The organism is Megasphaera sp. DISK 18, assembly GCF_001682955.1.
In the GTDB taxonomy this organism is placed as follows: Bacteria; Bacillota; Negativicutes; order Veillonellales; family Megasphaeraceae; genus Megasphaera; species Megasphaera massiliensis.
In genome coordinates this window covers 1-21,913 of sequence record NZ_LUGJ01000064.1, presented here as the reverse complement: position 1 = coordinate 21,913, position 21,913 = coordinate 1, and the positions used below count along the sequence as shown (strand labels likewise).

20 protein-coding genes are annotated in these 21,913 nt (G+C 43.3%); 16 read left to right on the top strand and 4 right to left on the bottom strand.

All coding sequences use genetic code 11. The annotated features are described in order from the left end of the window. From A0U42_RS11245 to A0U42_RS11185, 14 genes are all read left to right on the top strand, one after another. Positions 1-3,120 carry a type III restriction-modification system endonuclease gene (locus tag A0U42_RS11245; RefSeq protein WP_255304181.1) on the top strand — a complete coding sequence of 1,040 codons (3,120 nt, stop codon included), beginning with the start codon at positions 1-3 and terminating at the stop codon, positions 3,118-3,120. Between the two features lie 132 nt (positions 3,121-3,252). Next, positions 3,253-5,040 (top strand): hypothetical protein, encoded by a 1,788-nt coding sequence (locus tag A0U42_RS11240; RefSeq protein WP_065361055.1) that lies wholly within the window; start codon positions 3,253-3,255, stop codon positions 5,038-5,040. A 171-nt stretch (positions 5,041-5,211) separates the two neighbouring features. Beyond that, entirely contained in the window at positions 5,212-5,712 is a 501-nt protein-coding gene (locus A0U42_RS11235; RefSeq protein ID WP_065361054.1) for a tetratricopeptide repeat protein, read from the top strand. A 78-nt stretch (positions 5,713-5,790) separates the two neighbouring features. Continuing rightward, positions 5,791-6,537 carry a tetratricopeptide repeat protein gene (locus tag A0U42_RS11230; RefSeq protein ID WP_083122560.1) on the top strand — a complete coding sequence of 249 codons (747 nt, stop codon included), beginning with the start codon at positions 5,791-5,793 and terminating at the stop codon, positions 6,535-6,537. Between the two features lie 54 nt (positions 6,538-6,591). Next, positions 6,592-7,326 carry a hypothetical protein gene (locus A0U42_RS11225; RefSeq protein WP_141669527.1) on the top strand — a complete coding sequence of 245 codons (735 nt, stop codon included), beginning with the start codon at positions 6,592-6,594 and terminating at the stop codon, positions 7,324-7,326. Positions 7,327-7,365: 39 nt separating this feature from the next. Further along, positions 7,366-7,902, top strand: coding sequence for a hypothetical protein (locus A0U42_RS11220; RefSeq protein WP_065361051.1), 537 nt, complete (start codon positions 7,366-7,368; stop codon positions 7,900-7,902). Between the two features lie 45 nt (positions 7,903-7,947). Next, positions 7,948-8,220, top strand: coding sequence for a hypothetical protein (locus tag A0U42_RS11215; RefSeq protein WP_065361050.1), 273 nt, complete (start codon positions 7,948-7,950; stop codon positions 8,218-8,220). 115 nt (positions 8,221-8,335) lie between these two features. Continuing rightward, positions 8,336-8,596 (top strand): type II toxin-antitoxin system Phd/YefM family antitoxin, encoded by a 261-nt coding sequence (locus A0U42_RS11210; RefSeq protein ID WP_176698872.1) that lies wholly within the window; start codon positions 8,336-8,338, stop codon positions 8,594-8,596. 378 nt (positions 8,597-8,974) lie between these two features. Further along, positions 8,975-9,283, top strand: coding sequence for a DUF3784 domain-containing protein (locus A0U42_RS11205; protein WP_065361049.1), 309 nt, complete (start codon positions 8,975-8,977; stop codon positions 9,281-9,283). 22 nt (positions 9,284-9,305) lie between these two features. Next, positions 9,306-12,071: a magnesium-translocating P-type ATPase gene (gene mgtA / locus A0U42_RS11200; protein WP_065361048.1), complete on the top strand. Its 2,766-nt coding sequence runs from the start codon at positions 9,306-9,308 to the stop codon at positions 12,069-12,071. Between the two features lie 12 nt (positions 12,072-12,083). After that, positions 12,084-12,248 (top strand): hypothetical protein, encoded by a 165-nt coding sequence (locus tag A0U42_RS11690; RefSeq protein ID WP_176698871.1) that lies wholly within the window; start codon positions 12,084-12,086, stop codon positions 12,246-12,248. Between the two features lie 920 nt (positions 12,249-13,168). Continuing rightward, positions 13,169-14,917, top strand: coding sequence for a hypothetical protein (locus tag A0U42_RS11195; RefSeq protein ID WP_065361047.1), 1,749 nt, complete (start codon positions 13,169-13,171; stop codon positions 14,915-14,917). A gap of 36 nt (positions 14,918-14,953) precedes the next feature. Further along, on the top strand, positions 14,954-15,676 hold the full coding sequence (locus tag A0U42_RS11190; RefSeq protein WP_065361046.1) for an OmpA family protein: 723 nt from the start codon (positions 14,954-14,956) through the stop codon (positions 15,674-15,676). Next, complete coding sequence (locus tag A0U42_RS11185; RefSeq protein WP_065361045.1) at positions 15,673-16,497, top strand: HNH endonuclease; 825 nt, start codon at positions 15,673-15,675, stop codon at positions 16,495-16,497. Before A0U42_RS11190 ends, A0U42_RS11185 begins: the two co-directional genes overlap by 4 nt. Before the next feature lie 114 nt (positions 16,498-16,611). Here the strand turns inward: A0U42_RS11185 and A0U42_RS11180 are convergent, their stop codons facing one another. Together A0U42_RS11180 and A0U42_RS11175 are read right to left on the bottom strand one after the other, a co-directional pair. Continuing rightward, positions 16,612-16,953: an arsenate reductase family protein gene (locus A0U42_RS11180; RefSeq protein ID WP_065361044.1), complete on the bottom strand. Its 342-nt coding sequence runs from the start codon at positions 16,951-16,953 to the stop codon at positions 16,612-16,614. A gap of 6 nt (positions 16,954-16,959) precedes the next feature. Continuing rightward, positions 16,960-17,514, bottom strand: a complete 555-nt coding sequence (locus A0U42_RS11175; protein WP_065361043.1) for a hypothetical protein — start codon at positions 17,512-17,514, stop codon at positions 16,960-16,962. Between the two features lie 304 nt (positions 17,515-17,818). Between A0U42_RS11175 and A0U42_RS11170 the strand changes: the two genes are divergently transcribed. Next, a complete protein-coding gene (locus A0U42_RS11170) occupies positions 17,819-18,931 on the top strand; it encodes a site-specific integrase (protein ID WP_065361042.1) in 1,113 nt (370 codons plus the stop codon). A 1,096-nt stretch (positions 18,932-20,027) separates the two neighbouring features. Here A0U42_RS11170 and A0U42_RS11910 read toward each other — a convergent pair. Next, positions 20,028-20,075 carry a hypothetical protein gene (locus tag A0U42_RS11910; RefSeq protein WP_353867035.1) on the bottom strand — a complete coding sequence of 16 codons (48 nt, stop codon included), beginning with the start codon at positions 20,073-20,075 and terminating at the stop codon, positions 20,028-20,030. A 439-nt stretch (positions 20,076-20,514) separates the two neighbouring features. Further along, complete coding sequence (locus tag A0U42_RS11160) at positions 20,515-21,045, bottom strand: nitroreductase (RefSeq protein WP_065361040.1); 531 nt, start codon at positions 21,043-21,045, stop codon at positions 20,515-20,517. Positions 21,046-21,225: 180 nt separating this feature from the next. Between A0U42_RS11160 and A0U42_RS11155 the strand changes: the two genes are divergently transcribed. After that, complete coding sequence (locus tag A0U42_RS11155; RefSeq protein WP_062412403.1) at positions 21,226-21,891, top strand: HD domain-containing protein; 666 nt, start codon at positions 21,226-21,228, stop codon at positions 21,889-21,891. Positions 21,892-21,913 lie beyond the last annotated feature (22 nt).

Sequence of the window (21,913 nt, the reverse complement as noted above, 5' to 3'; positions counted from 1 at the left end):
ATGGCAGATATGAAGTTCAAATTTACCATTCAGCAGTATCAGACTGATGCCGTCAACAGTGTCGTCCAAGTCTTTAACGGTCAGCCATTTCAGGAAAGACTAAGTTATCGCCGTGATACAGGGACTCAAGCCGAGGAGGATGCGAAAAAGTATGGTGACAGTCTCTTCGCCGAAGCCGATTCCCTGGGCTTTTCTAATTCGGAGATCGCACTGAGCCAAGAACAGCTCCTAAAAAATATCCAAGCTGTCCAGACTGATTATAATATTACACTTTCCGACAAGCTGATAAAGCCGATGGGGGCTTGCTCCATCGATGTGGAAATGGAAACGGGGACCGGAAAGACCTACGTCTACATCAAGACCATGTTTGAATTGAATCAGCGATACGGATGGAGCAAGTTCATTGTCGTCGTTCCTTCTATCGCGATTCGTGAAGGCGTACAGAAGAGCTTTCAGACGATGCAGGACCATTTTATGGAGCTATACGGGAAAAAAGCCCGATTCTTTGTCTATAATTCAAATAATCTGACTGATATCGATACCTTCAGCTCCAGTGCCGACCTGTCCGTCATGATCATTAATACTCAGGCCTTCAATTCATCCTTTGACAGCAAGAGAAATAAAGAAGGCCGCGGTGGAGACAAGGCGGCTCGTATTATCTTTACGTCCCGCGATGAGTTCGGCTCGCGCGTTCCTATGGAGGTCATCGCTGCCAATCGGCCGATTATTATTATGGACGAGCCCCAAAAAATGAGCGGCGATAAAACACAGAAAGGACTGAAGAAATTCAATCCGCTATTCATTTTGAATTATTCTGCCACTCATAAGGAGCAGCATAATCTGGTCTACGTACTGGATGCCTTAGATGCCTATCGCATGAAACTGGTCAAGAAAATCGAGGTCAAAGGCTTTGAGGTCAAAAACCTGCACGGGACGGACAGCTATTTATTCTTGGAAGAAATCGTAGTCTCGCCCAAAGATCCGCCTAAGGCCCGGTTGGAATTTGAAATCAGCTATGGTAGAGGCATCAAGCGTGAGACCAGAAAGGTCGGTGTCGATGACGACTTATACGCCCTTTCTAAGGGAATGGAGCAATATAAGGGATTCCATATAAATGATATTAATCCAAAGGAAAAGCTGATTACCTTTACTAATGGCGTCGAAATCAACGTCGGGGAAGTCTTGGGCGATGTAGGCGAAAAAAATATCCGCCGCGTCCAGATTCGAGAAACCATCCGTTCTCACTTTAAGAAGGAAAGGGAGCTCTATTCGCGTGGCATCAAGACTTTGTCTCTCTTCTTTATCGACAAAGTCGAACATTACCGTAAATACGATGAAGCCGGCAATGAATTGGAAGCGGAGTATGCAAAAATCTTTGAAGAAGAATACCTGATGGCCCTCAATGAAGAGCAGAGTCTCTTTGATGATTCTCCGTATGGACAATATCTTAAGAACATCGATGTCCACAATACCCATGCCGGCTATTTCAGCATCGATAAAAAAGGGCATTCTATTGACTCTAAAGTAAAAAAAGGGGCTGATGTCAGTGATGATGAATCGGCCTACGAACTGATTTTAAAAGATAAGGAACGGCTCTTGTCCTTTGAAAATCCCGTGCGCTTCATTTTCTCTCACTCGGCCCTGCGCGAAGGTTGGGACAATCCCAATGTCTTCCAAATCTGCACCTTGAAACACGGCGGTGACAGCACGACCAATAAGCGTCAGGAAGTAGGACGAGGTCTGCGGCTTTGCGTCAATCAGGCCGGCGATCGCATGGATGAGAACGTCTTGGGCTCAGAAGTACATGACGTGAACCAGCTGACGGTCATCGCCAGTGAAGGCTACAAGGATTATGTTGCCTCGCTGCAAAAATCAATTATCGAAGACTTACGCGAACGTCCGACGAAAATCACGATGGATTATTTCCAAGGGAAAAGAATGCACCTTGGCAGTGATACCTTTACCATAACCAAGGACCAGGCTCAGACTATTTTTTTCTATTTAGCTACCAACCACTATATCAATGAAGATGGGCAAGTGACGGACACATACCGTGCCGATATGGAAAATAAAACCTTGAAGCCCTTGCCGGACAAGATACAAAAACTCAGTCAGGGCGTTCATGCTTTGGTCCAGTTTGCCTTTGATAAACACGCGGTAGACGACATGTTTGAAGATGGTCACGTAACCAAGATTCCTGAAAATCGCCTGAATGATAATTTCTATAAAAAAGAATTTCAGACTCTTTGGAATTACATCAACCATAAGTACTCCTATACGGTTCACTTCGACAGCGACGAGCTGGTACAAAACGCTATCCGTCATATTGATGAAAAGCTCTTCGTATCACGCTTGCGCTATACGATAACCCAAGGGGGGCAGACTGATGATTGGTCCGCTGAATCGCTGAAAGCCGGAACGGGTTTTAAGGTAAGAGAGACTAAGAATAATGATTTAGTTCAGTCCGGCATAAGCCAGATTAAATACGATTTGATCGGAAAAATTGGAGCAGGAACTCATCTTACCCGGCGGACGGTGGTCCGTATCTTAAAAGGAATACTGCCGATAAAGTTTGCCATGTACCGTAGCAATCCGGAAGAATTCATTGCCAAAACCATTAAGCTGATTAACGAAGAAAAAGCGACGATGATCGTCAATGACATTACCTACAATCAGACCGACGGGACCTATGATTCTGAAATTTTCACGGTAGAGAAAAATAAAGACTTTTCTAAGGCGTATCGGGCTCGGAAGAGCATACAAGATTATGTCTTTACCGATGGATTTTCCGAAAAATCAGTAGAACGAAGATTTGCCGAAGACATGGATGCCGACGATAAAGTCGTCGTCTATGCCAAACTTCCTCGCGGTTTCCAGATACCGACACCGGTGGGAAACTATGCACCGGACTGGGCCATTGCCTTTAAAAAGGACGCCGTGAAGCACATCTATTTCATTGCCGAAACCAAAGGCTCCATGGACAGCATGGATCTGCGTCCCATCGAGCAAGCTAAAATAGCGTGTGCGAAAAAGTTGTTCAACGAAATTTCGACAGACGAAGTCGTTTATGAACAAGTCGACACGTATCAAAATCTACTGAATATCATGGATGCCATGTAATAAGACGAGCAGGGCTGCCCTTGATGGGGGAGTCCTGTTTTTTGTTAGCAGGAAAATTTCTCGGATATGTCGAAATGGTACTATAAGTATACTTTGATGATCGGACATAAAATATAAGTAGGTGAGCTTATTATGAGTACATTTAATGGTGAAGCGTATGACGATGAATTGGATCAGATGATTTGTGATGAATATTTTCCTATGCGGCTAGATCGATTTTCCTTTTTTGATACAGATAGCGAGTGTACCGATTTGCTGGATGTTTTGGAGATGTATCAGGAATCGAAATATTTTCTTTCTGACTTTTTAAATGCAGCTTTTATCAAAAATATGCGGGATTTTTTTTGTAGTTCTCATTATACCGATACACGGCGTCGGATTGAAGCTTTTTTTCGAAAAGCAGCCCTTGGGCGCTACTATAACGAAGACGTTATTGAGGATGTGGAGGTCGAAGCTGCTTTTAAGTTTGCCTTTCCTTTCTTGACCAAGGAGCACTGCCAAATATTAACCGGGAATTATCTCTATTTCCCGTTGATTCCGTCTGTCGTAGAGGGAATCAAAATTTTTGCTGATTTACAAGAAAAAAATATCCCCATAGCGATTTGGGACAGTCCTTCTTTATTTCCAGAAGACCCTTTGCCGGATACGGTGACGTATATGGTGCGCTTTTTCGATAGGCTGCAAAATGAAAATGCAGATTACAAGCGATTTCAACTAGAAAGCTTTCTAAAGCTCTTAGCCGATGCCCCCGTAGGAATCGGTACCCAGCAGGTAATCGAAGAATTTGACTTGCCAAAACCCGGCGCTTTGCAGATTTTAGAGATGGCTGAAAAGGTATCTGCCACGGCGGAAACTCGGCCTATCGATGATTTAGGCATGAGTGCAAGCGAAGCGTTATATGAAAAAACAGGGCTGATCTTCAGCGAGTATGTGACCCCAGAGCAACAGTCAGACACCCTATACTTAAACTTAGCACTCTTACGGAAATATAATGCTGATTATCCCTACGAAGTTCATGAATTCAGCTTTTCGAGCAATCCCGATTTTTATACGGAGGTCTTAAAGGCCTTCGATACTCCTGATAAATTTTTCTGGGCTGAGCCGCAGGCTTTAATCAAACGGGTCGAAGATACTGTATTTGCAGCTGCTTACGGCAGTCAGGAAGATTTTATGGAGATCTATCAGTTTAAGTCAAAAAACGCTTTGAAACGGAAAGTACTGCTCGATGCGGCACCCTTAGTCGCCGCCGTTCGTATTGCCGCGGCTTATGGCAGATGCCCTTCATATCCTATTTTTGAAGGCATTCCAACAATTATAGAAGCTTTCGGACTGGACAGCTCTTATGTCTTACAACGGACGTGTCAATATATTCTTGATTTAGGATATCCCCTCATTTATGAAACTTTGAAGTTAGCACGACCTACTTTCGAGCAGATTGTCGATGTAGCTGCTGAAGGAACGACCAGTTGGTGGGCTAGGGAAATATTCCATTATTTGCTGGAGATGAAGCATTCGCCGGAGTTAGAAGAGGATATCGACCAAACGCTGGCGGAATACGAGGAGGATGAAGTGGAGAACACCGAAGAAGAGGAGGTTTTATCAACACTTAACGTGGAGGACTTTCTAAGCAAGGCAGCGGACTGGATGGTAGACATCAAGGCATATAACCGGAAGTATTACAGGGAACTGATGAAGAAGGGAAAACAGGAAGCCTTGATGGAAGTGGCGAAAATATTGTTCTTGGAGCATAACAAATATCTGGCAATGAGAGCAGCCATGTGGCAGAAACTGGACAGGGATGAACTGGAACCGTGCCAGGATGCGGACTCCTTCACACGGGAACAACGACGAAATGAAATCGAGATGCAGTGCAGGGAATTAATTCAGGAAGAATTGAACCATATTTTTCTTTATGATTAAGTGAAGGGTAAGACACATCTAGAATATTATCTCTACAATCTTATTGAATAAGACGAGCAGGGCTTCAATTTATTGAAGTCCTGTTTTTTGTTAGCAGGAATTTTCTCTTTTGTGTCGAATTTGTAATATATAATACACTTTTTATGCGTTCAGGAACGGTGGCGATAATCGTTGGGTAAGAAGGGGTCATCTGGATACAAACAGGGAACAAATTCTACGGTTGATATAGTTCGATTAAAAGAAGGTGAAAAGCGCAGAGATAAGCGTAAGTGTCTGCATTATGGTCGTGGCAGTCAAAACAAATGTGGATTTGGAAATGGGGAATGTATCAGCACATCTCAGTGTTCGGATTATACGGAGGATAAAAGCCCTGAGAATGTGGAAAAATATTATCCCGGCTATGATTTGATTGAAAGAGCCACTGTTTATGAGGCTGATAGGGATTTGTTTGAACGTACTTTAAAAAACGCCCAGCGTCATCATATCCGCTCGATGTTCCAAGTTGCCCAATATTATGAGTCGGGAACCGGAGTTGCAAAAGATTATATTCAAGCCAGAAAATGGTATATGGATTCTTTTCGTATGGGGAGACAGTATGGAGCTGTCGCTGTAGGAAACTTATATGAGCATGGACTGGGAACGAAGAAAAATTTGCCGAAGGCCTTGGAATGATATGAACAAGGGGCAGCTGTCAATGAACCGGGAGCTCAAAAAAGAGCTAAAAAGCTGAGAAACTTACTTTTAGCGAAAATGAGTAAACCTGTACAAACTCCAGCTATGTTACTGGCGAGAGATATCGCCAATGAATCGACCACTCAAGACGGTGCAGCATCACTGAACGAAGGTGTTTCTCCGAAAGAAAGTACAAGTATGCCCATCTCAGCTTTTTCACCGGCACAAATGATGGTCAATGAAGCGGTAATGCAAGAAGACGCAGCGATACAGAAGGAGCCCATCTCTCTGAAAGCAGGTACAACCGCACAATCTCCGGTCGTTTCAGTGCCGGAAGAAATGAAAGCAGAAACGGTTCCCCTTATTGAAAATCCTGTTGATCCTTCTCCGAAGGAAATGCAGGAAGAAGCGGTCCGCAGTACGGATCCGTGGGTTTTGGGTAACGAGGCTTATCTCCAAGAACAGTGGCGTGATGCCTATCGATACTTTAAGCGGGCTGCTAAAACGGGTAAGGCCAAAGTATTTCGCAAGCTGGCGGATATGTATTATGAAGGAATCGGCCTTCCAGAGGCAGATTATAAAAAAGCTTTCCAGTATTATAAATTGGCGGCTGCAAAAGGAGGTGCCTATTCCATGTATCGATTAGGAATGATGTACATCTATGGAGAAGGCGTTGAGCCGTCTAAATTGGATGCCTTGGCCTGGTTGGGCTCTGCTGTGGAGTCCGGTTACCAAAACGCAAAAGCTGATTATGAACGAGTGGATAATGAACTGCAGCTGGATGACATAATTCCGGCTGAAAAGCTATTTCTAATCAAGATGTGAGATATTCACTTTCCATATTGAAAGAACCGTGCACTATTGACCGAAGGAGTGCTGATGATGTGGAGGGAGACTAAGGAGTTTCTTCATGAATTATTAATAAATGCGGCTCTTATTGTTGGCGCCTGTTTTTTGAACTGGTTGTGGGACTTTGCCCTTGATTATGTGATTGTCAATTATTTAGGGCAAAAGGATGAAATCATCATCGGTATCTTAAATATGGCCTTCAATTACTTTTTCGGCGGCATTTTGAATCTCATTAATTTGGGTGTTGCTGCATATACCTTATGGAATATAGGCGGCTTTATCTACTATTATTTGAGCTATCCTGCCATCGAATTCAAAGAATGGATCGGAAAATTCTTAGGGACGATCGCCGGTACCGGCTTGTTGGTAGGTGTGGTATTAGGCGTTGTGATTGCCTATATTAAATTGTCGACGTTATTTGAAAATGCCATTACGTTGCTTGTGATGATGATTGCTATTCACTTGCTTTTGGTGGTCCTGTTTTTCGTGATTCCACTGTTAGCGTTGTGCCTACTGTTTTCTGCCCATCGCTTTGTATTCAGGCGAAATCAGTACTTTTATCTGCTGTTGCCGATTGTCATTGGTGTCGATATTTATATTGCACAATTCCTCTATGATTGGTTTGCTTCCGGGGTTACGACGGATAGAGCCCTTGAGCTGCTCGGTGTAGCCTGGGACTACTACAAAGCTCATTGTGTCACTTGGGGAAATCAGTTGAATGAATTCTTTGAGGGAAATAAAAGTTTTAATGGGTTATTTAAGTAGGTTATCAGATGATGCGTGAAAAGGCGGGTGTAGGGAATAATGAAGAAAATCATCTTATTGCTGGTCTGTTTTTGCTGCATGTTTTTCACAGGAGGCACGGCTTTCGCCACTAAAGTTCCTCCGTTCGGTACACAGGGGTATTTTGCCGGGATTCCCCGGTTCCTTGGCGGAGATAAGAATATTATCTGTGTTGAAGTTCGTAAGGGGTATGGCACGTATTTGGACATAAGCTCGATACGGGTAGAGAAAAATGAACCGCCGCAGCATATCATTGCGGTAACAGTTTATTTAGTGCCCGATGTTTTTAAAGGCTCGACGAAGATTACCAAGGTTTTACCGAAACGGTTCTTTTATAATACCGACTTGAGAGAAATGTATTATGACCAAGGCGGCAATTCGAATTGGCAATATATCGATCCGGAGGGATCCATGGCAACAACCAGTGTCGTCATGCCTGCAGGAGAAATGGCTTTCTATTTGGTGTATCATGAAAAATTTTATGGCAACGGCAGCCATTACGGCCATGTATATGGCAGGAATATTCCCAATTTTACAGATGATTTCTATACGTTATAGATATATTTCTTACAATATCGCAATGAGAGAAAGGAGAATTTCTTTATGAGTAATTCTGACACCAAAGAAGCCATGGGGTATGAAAAGCAATTTTCTACAGACTATGAGTTGAATCTAGACGATTGGGATGAAAAAACAAGGCGAGATATAGCATCAGCTCTTTATTACAGAGAACAAAAAGGATTCCAAATGGGAATGAAATTAGGCAGCGAATTAATCAAAAAATTAGAAAAAGATGGGAGGGAGTCAGATATTGATAGAGCTTTGGATGATTTTGCCTATCTTGAGAAATTAATGAAAGAGTACCATTTGAAATGAAGGTCACTAAAAAAGCCTTTAGAATCGATACGTTCTTCTTCGTATTATGATCCTGTAAATAGGGTTCTCTTTATTAGGCCTATATATAGACGATCATGTAATCATAGGGGTGATTGTGGTGAAAATTATTAGCCAGCGGGACGCAAGGAAGGACTTCTTTAAGATTGCCCAAGAAGTCAATGAAAGGAGCATTCCCGTTATGGTTGCCGGTAAGGATTCAATCGACGATGTCGTTATTTTGAGCAAATCCGACTATGATTCGTTGATGGAAACCTTGCATCTGTACGGCGTTCCCGGAATGGCAGAAAAGTTAAGCCGTGCTGAAAAAGAGGCAGGGATACCGTTTACTTCCTTAGCGGATATTTCGGATGCCTAAGAACTAAATCATACTAGAAAAATGCCTTGTAATGAATCGCCCTCTTAAAGTTGGACTCAAAAACTAACTTTAGGGGGCATTTTTTTGTGGCAAAATAGGTCCTGAAAATAGGTGCAATCGGAGCTATTCATCAATTTGCCGGTGGGTATTTTTTTGTTGTCCATGGTGTCTGATTTTTAGCTGCATTGAAATAGCATAGGGTGTTTAAAATGTTTTTTGGATATGATAGAATGGACCTGCGGAGAACTCTTGTTGGTATTTTTGTATTGAATGTATCATACGTGAGGTCTTCGTTTTGTCTCTTCTGTATCCGAATTCATGATCCAATCGACTGTGACCATTAACTTGAGGAATTTTGTCAATGAAGGGAGAAGAACCATGCATGTCACGAGTATTGTTTTAGGCGTCGTTTTTACGATTGCCGGTTTCCTGTTTGCCTGTGGGAAGATACATATTCGCCTGTCAAACTGGAAAAACATGCCTGAGGAAGAAAAGGAAAAGATCGATATTGTACCCCTTTGCCATAATGTCGGGGCCATCATTACTTTAAGCGGACTTATTTTCCTTCTAAACGGTCTGTGGGCCGACTTTACGGGCTCTTGGTTTACTATCACTATGGTTGTATGGTTTATTGTCGCGGCATTGGATCTGCTATATATTGAAAAAAGTCATCGGTATCAAAAATAATGGAAGATGAGGAGGCAGGAAAATGGAAAAGAAAGAAAATCGCAAAGCCGTCCGCCTGACAGCCCAGCAGACGGCCCTCCGTGAAAAATTGAATCAGCGCATCGAACATGCAGCGACCAATCCCATCGAAGATCTTTTGAAGAGTCTGCATGCGACCCTTCACGGGCTGGATGAAGAAACCGTATCGGTAAATCGGGATAAGTACGGTTCCAATAAAGTCACCCGTGAAAAACAGAAATCTCTGGCCACACGCCTGGCCGAAGCCTTTATTAATCCCTTTACGGCCATTCTCTTTTTCCTGGCCATCGTTTCGACCATGACCGACATCGTGTTCCCGCTTTTTTCGATGTGGGGCAGCACGCCTGACGATTTCAATCCGGTAACGGTCATCGTCATCGTCGTCATGGTCCTCATTTCCGGGACCCTTCGTTTTATCCAGGAATCGAGAAGTGGGAATGCGGCAGAAAAACTGCTTTCCATGATTACGACGACTTGTACGGTCACCCGTGAAGGGCAGGAAAGAATCGAGATTCCCTTAGATGAACTGGTTGTCGGTGACATCGTTCATTTATCGGCCGGCGACATGATTCCTGCCGACGTTCGCATGCTGACGGCCAAGGACTTGTTTGTCAGCCAGTCCAGCCTGACCGGTGAAAGTGAACCGATTGAAAAGACGGGAAATGTCAGTGCCAAAAAAGATTCTGTCACGGAATATACGAACATTGCCTTTATGGGCAGTAACGTCATTTCCGGCAGTGCGACGGCGGTGGTCATCAGCACCGGCGATCAGACTCTGTTTGGATCCATGGCCTCGGCCCTTGCCGGCGAAGCCGTGGAAACCAGTTTTACCAGAGGGGTCAATGCTGTTTCCTGGGTCCTGATCCGGTTCATGGTTGTCATGGTGCCCTTGGTATTCTTCATTAACGGGATTACCAAAGATGACTGGCTGGATGCCTTCTTATTCGGTATTTCCATTGCTGTCGGCCTGACGCCGGAAATGCTGCCCATGATTGTAACGACCTGCTTGGCTAAAGGGGCCGTTTCCATGAGTCAGAAGCAGACCATCGTCAAAAATCTGAACTCCATCCAGAACTTTGGCGCCATCGACATCCTCTGCACGGACAAGACGGGGACACTGACTCAGGACAAGGTCGTCCTGGAATATCACCTCAATGTCAATGGCGAAGAAGATACGCGGGTCTTGCGTCATGCCTATTTGAACAGTTATTTCCAAACGGGATATAAAAACCTCATGGACCTGGCCGTCATTCACCGGACGGAAGAGGAAGAAGCCCAGGATCCGAAACTGGTCGACCTCTCGGAAAATTACGTCAAGGTCGATGAAATCCCATTTGACTTCGCCCGCCGCCGACTGACGACGGTGGTCAAGAATAAGAACGGCAAGACGCAGATGGTAACCAAGGGGGCCGTCGAAGAAATGCTCTCCATCTGCTCCTTTGCTGATTGTGACGGCAGCGTACAGCCCCTCACAGACGCACTGCGCCAGCGTATTTTGGATACGGTCGATAATTTGAATGACAAGGGCTTCCGCGTCCTTGCCGTGGCCCAGAAAAGCAATCCGTCACCGGTTGGTGCCTTCGGCGTCAAAGACGAATGCGACATGGTCTTGATTGGCTATCTGGCCTTCCTGGATCCGCCGAAAGAATCGACGGCCGATGCCATTGGTGCCTTGAAAGCCCATGGTGTTCATACCAAAATCCTGACCGGTGATAATGATAAGGTAACCCGTACGATCTGCAAACAGGTCGGTATGGAAGTGCGCAACATGCTCCTCGGATCTGATCTCGATCGTATGACCGATGCCGATTTGGCCAAGGCCGCCGAAACGACGGATGTCTTTGCCAAGCTGACGCCGGATCAGAAATCGCGTGTCGTTTCCGTCCTTCGGGAAAACGGCCACACCGTCGGTTACATGGGGGACGGCATCAATGATGCTGCTGCCATGAAGGCCGCCGATATCGGCATATCCGTCGACACGGCTGTCGATGTTGCCAAGGAATCGGCCGACATCATTTTACTGGAAAAAGATCTGATGGTACTCGATGACGGCATCATTGAAGGCCGCAAGACCTATGCCAACATGATTAAGTACATCAAGATGACGGCGTCGTCTAACTTCGGCAACATGTTTTCCGTACTGGCAGCTTCGGCGCTGCTGCCGTTCCTGCCGATGATGAGCCTTCAGCTGATCTTGCTGAACCTGATTTATGATTTGTCCTGCACGGCCATTCCCTGGGATAACGTCGATGAAGAATTCATCACCGTCCCGCGGAAATGGGATGCCTCCAGTGTCGGCAGTTTCATGATGTGGCTTGGGCCGACGAGTTCCATCTTTGACTTTACGACCTACGCCTTCATGTATTTTATCTTTTGCCCGATGTTTGTTTCAAACGGCATCTTATTTAACGATCTGCCCACGTATTACAGCGGAGCCGAACTTACGAGAATGCAGATTCAGTATATCGGCATGTTCCAGGCCGGGTGGTTCGTCGAATCCATGTGGAGCCAGACCCTGGTCATTCACATGATCCGGACGCCAAAACTCCCGTTCATCCAGAGCCATGCATCGGCTCCGGTCATGTTCTTTACATTGACCGGTATCGCCGTCCTGACGGCCATTCCGTTTTCACCGCTGGGACCGGCCCTTGGCTTTACCGATTTGCCGCTCATTTACTTTGCCTATCTGATTCCATGCATTCTGCTGTACATGGTCTTGGCAACGAGTGTCAAAAAAGCATACGTCCGCCATTACGGCGAGCTGCTCTAGGAGGTGTGACTCATGATATTGGATTGGGAAGGACTTTGGATCGATATTTTTGGAAGAGGCGAATGGCTGGGAATCAATATGGGATTCTGGGTAGCCATGGCAGTCGTGCTGCTGATTGTCATTATCATGAATGCCGTCGTTTGGGGTATGAAACCCAAGGTCAGAAAAGAAGAATAGATTCCAGATCATCAATTCGGAGTTTGTAACTACTGAAATTACTGAAATATAAAACCATGAACTTATGCAGAAAAGTCTGTGTAAGTTCATGGTTTTTTTTGCCGATATTTTGCCGCCATTGATATCAAAAAAGGAGATGATATGGGAAGTTATATTGGTAGTGAAAACGGATAAGAAATATTGCTGAGTGCAAGATAAATGGCTTAGGTATGCGGCGTATGAGATGTGGTTGAAATGGCCTGATTTTTTATTTTAAAATAACTTACGATAATTTAACGTTATCGGAAGTAATGACGTGCTTTTTCCTACCCCCGTCCCGGGCTCGGTTCTAAGGTCCGATTTTATGTTAATCAGTACATTATGTACCATGCACAACTCTTTTTCTCTCAGTGGCTTCTCGGATTCTCCCTCGTGGTTTTACCTCCTTATGACTTGTACCGGATATGGCGTCATCCTTATGAATCTATACGGGCTTATATAGGTCTATATATAGAGCTGTCCAAGCTGATTCAGATATCCGTATATGGCTCATATGAATCTATGGATTGAATCCGATCTTGTTAAATCCGTATTGAGCCGTATACGGCAATTTATGGCTTGTCATGGATGGCTGTTATGGTATAAACCGGCTGATATCGCACGATATCACGAAAAAACTTGAATGGAGCTGCCGATTTCAAGATATGTCGTTTTACTCCCTATTTAATTGATAATAATATTGAGAACACAAAAATTATCCCTCATGAAGATAGAGTCCCTGGTGTGTATTTGCTGTGGAATCCTATCTTCTTTTTACGAGTATTGGAAATTTGTATCAAATTATATTTAATAAATAATATACGTACATATTATTGAAATAAATTCATTATATTAGTACAATAAAATATAGGGTTATATAAATTGTAAAAGGAGTGGTTCCCTTGTTTCATGCTATCTTAGAATTTTTTGCTTATGCGCCGCCTGAGACAGACGGGTATGCTTGGGCCAAAGTTATATTTTCATTTGTGGGCTTTTTTCTTATATGTTATGTGATTATCCATCGGGGTGATAAATTAGTAAAAAAAGAATATGGTGCCAAATTTTTATTCGTCACAGCCTGTCTGGTATTCTTTTTTACGTTAGTGGGCACGTCTTGGTATCCGGCCCCAAATAACATTGGCCATTATATTGGCATTGTTAAAAATATTATAAAATTGGTTATAGGGATTGCACCTATTGGTTTTTCAATACATCAATGTCGAAAGTATTGGAAATTGATGGAAGAAGATGTAAAAAAGAAGAACTATGATAGCATCTACCCTACGCTGATGGTGGCCCAAGGGACCTTTTATACTTTTGTCGGTGTCGCTGCCATTCTCTTTTCTTACGATGCTGGACAAGAAAATGCTATTACCATGTTATTAAGTGGCTTGAAATTAGCCTTTATTACGTCTATTATCGGCTTAGCCTATTCGATTGCTGCTAAAAATTATTTAAAAAAAGAAGCAGATACGTTTTTTCAGGAAAAGAGAAAAAATGTCGATACTTCCTCCTCTCTTGATGAAATCGACTTTTATAAGAAACTATCCGATATTAAAAGTGATATCGCTGATTCCTACACCCAATTAAAAAGTATTGATTCATCGATAGGTCGGAATAATCTTTTTACTAAAGACCAAAGTAAATTACTAGAAAATCAAAATACACTCCTTGAGAAAACTTTAACCGAAGCGATGAATAATGCCGGAGAAGTATTGGTAAAGAAAAATAATGAAGTACTGAGCAGTACGATTAAGTCCTTTAAACAAATGATCGTAGAAACGCAAAAATCAAATCAGACCATTATGAATCAGATTTTCCAAGATCATAAGAAGATGCATGATACGATGATGGATACCTTTTCCGTTACATTAAGCGCTATGGAAGATTCGATGAGTCAAATTGACAGCACTTTAAAAAGCACGCAAACTACTGTCTCGACATTAAATACGAAATTAGAATCTACCAATATTGCGGTAGAGGTTATTAATCAATCCATCTTAGAGTTGAAGGAACCGATAGAAAAAACGAATGCGTCGCTAACTACCCTATACCAAAACACAGAGGATATTGCAAACAAATTTGCACCTCTTACTGAAAAATATAACGACATTGAAGAAAGTCTCTTGGAAAATATTGAAGCATTTAAATCGATACAAGATGTCTTGCAGCAAATGAACCAAGATATTTCAGCCGACATAGAAAATAATATTACGAAGTCATTGACTGCGGTATCCACTATGAGTAATTCTATTACATCAACGATGAACTCGTTAGATATCCATATGAAGAACCTTCGTGAAAGCATTCAGGAACAATCGGATGCCATAAAAGAGTATTCCGCACAGCTTAAGTTGGTTTCACAAGATGCTTCAACGCAGGATAAAATCATAAAAAATGGACACGATGCCATCGTAAAAGAATATGGATTAATCGTTGAACACCTGACAGCTTTAAATTCCGGATATAACAATCAAATGTTAGATGCTCAAAAGAAATATAACGACATGATGAGTCGGAATCTTTCGGATTGCATCTCCATTGTATCCGATGTGCTGCGCAGCGCTCGTGATCGGTATGTAAAAGATATTTCATCGATGGATGTTTTGATTAAAAATCTGCAAAAAGATTTGAATAATAAAAAGAACTAATAGCCGCTGAAAATGAGATGAAGGTCGTGATAACGAATGCGAAAGCGTGAAAATGATGAAACCTCTATTTGGATTTCAAATACCGATTTAATGTCGGGCTTACTCGTTCTGTTTCTGTTTATTGCAATACTCATGAATCAAGGACTGTCGGAGGCCCAGGATGAGATAAAAAAGATTACCGGAGCCTCTAATGAAGTACGAAGAGAACTGCAAGAAAGTATAAAACAGAATTTTTCAGCGGAAGAAATAAAAAGATATAACTTAGATCAAGAAAATAATATTGGGGCTGCTTCTTTTGATAAAGGCGACGGTCGCTTCCTCGTGGGATCGTCAGAATTAACACCTGAATTTCGGGCAACGTTACAGGTCTTTCTTCCTAAATATATAAAATCTATCAGTGATATTTATGAAAAAGACCCGGATAAAATAAAAGAAATTCGAATTGAAGGCCATACCTCGACAGAATGGTTTGCAAACAATAACGGACAATTAGTCACTGCGAATGATGCCTACATTAAAAACATGGAATTATCACAAAATCGCACGCGTGCCATCATACAATTCGCACTTTCACTGCCTGAACTTGTTCCCTATCATTCATTGATTAAAGAAAAATTAACAGCAAACGGCCTTTCATCGAGTCAGATTATAAAAAAAGAAGATGGCTCTGAAGACTTCGATGCATCGAGAAGAATTGAATTCAAGGTGGTTGTCAACGATGAGGCAACGGTAAAAGCGATTGAGGAAAATATATTATGAGCAGAAAACCAAGGAAACCCAAATTAATAACCCAATTGAACCAATTATATACTATTATTGGGGAATCTAAGCCGTCCTCTATTGAAAAAATACCAGTCAGTCTTTCTCCTCTTCCCCAATATATTCATGAACCAGAATCGATAAAGGTTTTGGAAGATTTTTCTTTCGATGACTTAACTGATGAAGAATTAAGAAATTCTTTTCATACCTCTAACGGTCTCCCTTATTTTGCCTATCCTAAGGTGCTAAGAAAAGAGTCCTATGGAATTGATCCAGAACCGGGAAAATATCAGAACAGATTTCATATCTATCCATGTTCATTTGTTAGAAACTATGAAAGCCGGTATATCATGACAACGAGACATGACGGCTTATTCCATGTAAGAATTAAGGATCCTGATGGGGATTATTCAGATAAAATCATGCATCTTCAATTGTGCAAATTTTGCTATGATGAATTATATTTAGATTATCAAGGATATCACCGTATGAATTTTGATATTCAGCGATACTACATGTCCGAAGTAAAGAAAAGGATAAAAACTGGATTCCGTTTTCAATCATTGGACACTTTTATGAGTCGATTGTTATCCGATGAGTCATATGCCGTAAATTGGCCCGTCCTATCTCGATCTATAAAAGAAAACCGTGGATGGGAATGCGAACGGTGCCACTTCCGAGCTGAATCATATGAACAAAAGAAATTTATTGAAGTTCATCATAAAAACCGAAATAAGTATGACAATCGTCCAGAAAATTTAGAGGTTATTTGCAGAAATTGTCATGATAAAGAACACCCCCATCGCCCCAAAAGATACTAAACAAAATCGAGAGCCTAAATGTTACGACAATAAAGCCCCAATAGCGCCTATCTCGCTGTTGGGGCTTTAGCTGTGTTTTGGGGATTATATTCCTATCGTCAACCGGCAGGATTATCAGTCCCAGGTTTTCCAAACGTCCGGCACGTAGCCTACGGTGGCCTTGGCGCCGTTTCTTACGATAGGAGTTTTTAGGACTTGCTGGTTTTCTAGGATTTTGGCGTCTTTTTCGCTGTCTACGGCGTATTGGATTAAGGCCAAGGTATCTTTGTCCTTACAGTTTGTGTCGAGCATGGCATCGAGGCCGCCGACGGCTTGTTTGACTTTATTATATTCGCCCTTACTCAGTCCTTTTTCTTTCAGGTTGACGAATTGGACGGGGATTTTCCGTTCTTTGAAGTAGCGCAGGGCTTTTTTGGTATCGAAGCATTTGGTCGTGCCGAAGATTTGTATGTTCATAGGGTTTTATTCTCCTTTCGAGATTTTTTGTGCATAGCGGCGGAACAAGGCCAGGTAGTCTTTCTCGACGTCGGCAAAGGGCCGGAAGGTGTAGTCCGGCATGACGCGGACCGTTGGCGCTGTCCTGTCGGGTCTGTCATCCAGCAAGTAAGTCAGGTCGTACCACAGGAAGTCGTCGTCGATGCTTTTGAGGAATCTTGTTTCTTCGTCCGTCAAGGGACTGCCGAGGTATTTTTCATAGATAAGGTTTAACAAGGCTTTTTCCGTCTCAGAATAGCCGGGCATGACGGCTTTTAACGGCCGAGGTACGTCGGACATGTAGCACTCGGTGCCGTCATGTAAGAGCGCGGCCACGATGAGACGCGGTGAGCCGCTGCGGGCTTCCACTTCATAGGCGCATTGCAGGCAGTGTTGGCCGACGGAATAAAAGGTCTTCACATGACCGTTGCCGCGGCAGATGAGGGACAAGGCGTGAGCCATGTCTTCGATGGAAATGGTTTCGGGATCCATATTCGTGATGTCAAAATGCTTTCCCGTATAGGTCGTAATCAAAGGTGGCATAAATCGGCCTTTCTGCTCCCCTGGGAGCGATGGTTTCAATATGTATTGTACTACATCCGGCACTTTTTGTATTTAGAACATATGTTTAGCGAGGTCTGTGAGCGATTCAGAGAACGATTGTTCTATAATCACTCTATATTTAATTAAATAGGCCTATTTCCCTTTTTAAGCCTTTTTCGTGATTTTTCGACAGGATTATATGTGCCGTACGTCTATCTTTCCTTATACGGGCAAATAGGACGGGAACATTTGTTGCATATCCCCGATTATTATTGTACAATACGAATAAAGGAGGAGGTGCGACGTGTATCTTCGTAAGCGCGGCAAGAAATGGTATTATACAATCGAATATCCGGCAGCAGACGGCATGGGCCGCAAACGAGTCGAACGAGTCGGAGGTACGACGTACGCCCAAGCCGCTAAAGCCTATCGCCAGGCCATGGCAGCCCTCGATGATCCGGAACACGATGCGGAACCTGTGATGGAAGTCATGCCTTTCTTTTTAGAATGGCTGGAAAAAGACGTCGAAATCAATTTAGGCCCCAATACCTACGACGCTTATAAGGGCGTCATCAAATGGCATATCGGTGCCCGTTTTGGCGGTTACGAGCTGAGCGAATTGACGACGGCAGAGATTCAGGACTGGCTCAATATGCTGAAACAGAAAGGCTATTCCCGGTCGACGGTCAAGACGATTTTCACGGTCTTTAACGACGGCATGCGCTGGGCCGTATCGAACCGCCAGTATATCGAGGCCAATCCCATGGCCAACGTCAAGATGCCGAAGTTCGACATTCCCCGGAAAAAGCCTTTCATCTTCTCGCGCTACCAAATCGCCCATATCTTTCAGACCTTCCCTTTAGGGCATAAATATTATGCTCCCTGCATGATTGCTTACTGCACGGGCCTTCGCGTCGGCGAATGTCTGGCCTTGCAGTGGTCCCATATCGATATGGAAAACCGCACTATTTCCGTCGACAGTACCTTATATGACAAGACGGGAACGCCGGTCTGCAAGGCGACGCCGAAAACGAAATCCTCTCTTCGGACTATTCCTTTTAATGAGACCTTATACAAGGCCCTCGTCCGCCATAAAGCTCAACAAGCCAAAAATCGCCGCCTCTACGGCAGCGACTATCGGGACAATGACTTCGTCTGCACCCGTCAGGACGGCCGATCCATGACCAGCAACGACATGCGCTACTTTAACATGTGGTGCAAAAAAGAATTCAACAACGGCAGCTTCCATTCCTTCCGGCATACCCACGCCACGATGATGCTGGAAAATAACATCGAACTCGACTACGTCTCCAAACGCCTGGGCCATTCCTCCATTGCCACGACGGCCAACATCTACGATACGATTACGGATAAACGCAATAAAGAAGCCATGAAAAAGCTCGATGCCATTTTATAAAATATGGGCGGAAATGATGGCGGCAAGAAGTTCGTTTATATCGATGATTCCTAGATTTTCCGATAATTAAATATTATCGGAAAATTAAGCCTTCAAAATAAGGGAGAATAAAACAATGATTATATAAGAAGAAATAGAATGGGATAAAAAGCAGTCCTAATCTGAGTCTAACAGCAATACTATATGTATATTATCAATATTAATATAAGAAAAAGAAAAACATCAATATAAGCGTCTCTTTTTTGATTATGAATTCTAAAAAACTTACATCTAGCATAGACTATAACTGAAAACCATAATAAGAAAGCCCCTGATAAAAGATTTAAAGAAGTTTTCATTATTTCTAATGAAAATGCATATATATTTACATAAATAGAATATAGTAATGCAAATATGAAAAGGATGTTAGCAAATAAAAAAAACTTAGGCGGGGCATACCTAGTTATGACAATTTCTTTTTTAGTTAAGAATTTTTTTAATATAAATGATTTGACAAGCCATAAAATTATTAGCGGAAACATGATATAGTAGGTCATAAAAAAATTTAAGTCCATATTGCTTGCCCCCATAGCTCTATTATTTCTGATTTTTGAAGTTACACAGAGAGTTACTTCCTTAACCCCGCAATCGTTTCGAATGGTTTGCGTGTTGATTATTACTCCCTGGTCAATATAGAATAATATACATGCCTAATGCTATAAAAAATAAAAACTATATGTAATTTACTTGCTATATATATTATACCCCTTTTCTGACATGAAATGGCATATTCAGCCGTCTTTTTGACGCTTGATAATACGAAACCTGTTCATGGTTTCCCTTGTCCTCAAGAGTCAGCCCCCTGCCAACTTGACATTCATAGGTTTATCGCTTATATTGAAACACGAGAGTGCCGGGATCTCTACGGGGACTTGCGAGACAGGCCTTTTTCGTAATCCGGAAGGGGCCTGCCTATTACTTCCTTTTTTCGAGAAACTATGGTAGAATAAAAACAGAGATAGTCCGATGGGCGCACATCGGCTCTCCTCTATGTTTTGTACTTTGAAGAAGGCCGTGTACCGCTTGGTATGCGGTTTTTTTCAGTTAAAAATTAATATTAATGAGCTGAAATAACCAGCACGATTAATGTTGCAAACGCAATCATTAACGACAATGCCTCATAGACACTCATGCTGATCACCTCACTTTCGTGAGGAAAACCGAATACATCGAACTATCTCATGTATTCTAGTGTAACAAATACAGCGCATAACTTCAAGCTTTGCAGATTTCGTTATTCCCACTAAGGCATATCGGCGCTTTCGCAAGGGATTTTCCTGTTGCTTTCTTTTTTTGAGAAACTATGGTAGAATAAAAAACAGAGATAGTCCGATGGTGGTGCGTCGGATCTCCTCGATCTTTTATACTTTGAAGAAGGTCGTGTACCGTCAGGTATGCGTTTTTTTTCAGTTACAAATTAAGATTAATGAGCTGAAATAATCAGCACGATTAACGTTGCAAACGCAATCATTAACGTACAAAAAGGAAAGCGATGATATTGTCGCTTTCCTTTTTGTATGTTAGGGATACTCGCAATGCCTTTTCTAGTCGATATGGTAGACTCGGTTTTCTTTCCGAGCAGCCGGTTTCGGGGCTTCTCCTTTGGGATAGCCGACGATGCAGTTACCGATGCCTTCCCATTCATCTGCTGAGAGACCGATTTTGTCGAGGATTTTCTTTCCGACCGGTGTCGTCATTTCTTCTTTCGCCCGATGGACCCAGCAGCTGCCAAGGCCCAGGGAATGAGCGGCCAACATGAGATTTTCCATGATGACGCTGCCGTCGTATGTTTGTTTGCCGAGTCCTGTATAGCCCAGGACCAGGAGGACGACGGGAGCTCCGTAGAAGGGATCGTTGCCTTCTGGCCAACCGCCGATTTCGTTGTTGACGACGGACAATTCATGGATCAGTTCTTTGTTGGTGATGACGACGATCTTTGAATTCTGCTTGCCCATGCTGGACGGTGCATAGAGGCCGGCTTCGACGATCTGTTCAATCATTTCGGCAGGAACTGATTTGTCTTCATACTGACGGATGGTGCGCCGTTCCAAGAGTGCTTTCATAACTTCGTTCATATAAAATCCCCCTTTCAAATATACCTTTATTATACTCCCGACGACAGGGCTTCACAAAGGGAAATGCTAAAAAACATATCCTTTTAAAATAAGGCTGACTTTTTATCAAAGTTTTACGCAATATATACAGTCCTTTGGTATGCTAAAAGATAAGACAAGAAAGAGCAAAGGAAGGATTGCATGAAAAAACTGACCTATGAAAATATCACCCATGCCAAAGAACTGAGTATTTATTTGGAACAGGGCAACAAAGTCCTCGACGCCCTCGGTTATACTGACCACTCTCAGAAACACACGGCCAAAGTCGCCGTCACGGCCGGACGCATCTTGAAGAAATTGGGATACGACGAACATACCGTCGAATTGGCCCGGATCGCCGGCTATATGCACGACATCGGCAACAGCATCAACCGCGTCGATCACGCCCATACGGGGGCTCTCATGGCCTTCCAGTTCCTCCGCGACTGGGGCGCTCCGCCGGAAGATATTGCCGCCATCATTTCGGCCATTGGCCAGCATGACGAGCACAGCGGCGTGGCCTTTGACCCCATTTCGGCAGCCCTTATCCTGGCCGATAAGAGCGACGTCCGCCGCAACCGCGTGCGCAACAAGGTTCCCGAAACCTTCGACAAGCACGACCGCGTCAATTATGCCGCCCTTTCGTCCAAGCTCCACATCGACCGCCACAAGAACGTCATCCGCTTGGAAATCGAACTCGACGAATCGATCTGCTCGCTCATGGATTACTTTGAAATCTTCATGCAGCGCATGCTCATGTGTAAGCGAGCTGCCAAAGTCTTAGGCCTGCAGTTCAAATTAGTAGCCAATGGCAGTAAAATTGCCTGAATCCCCCAGCCCCCACCGGCAC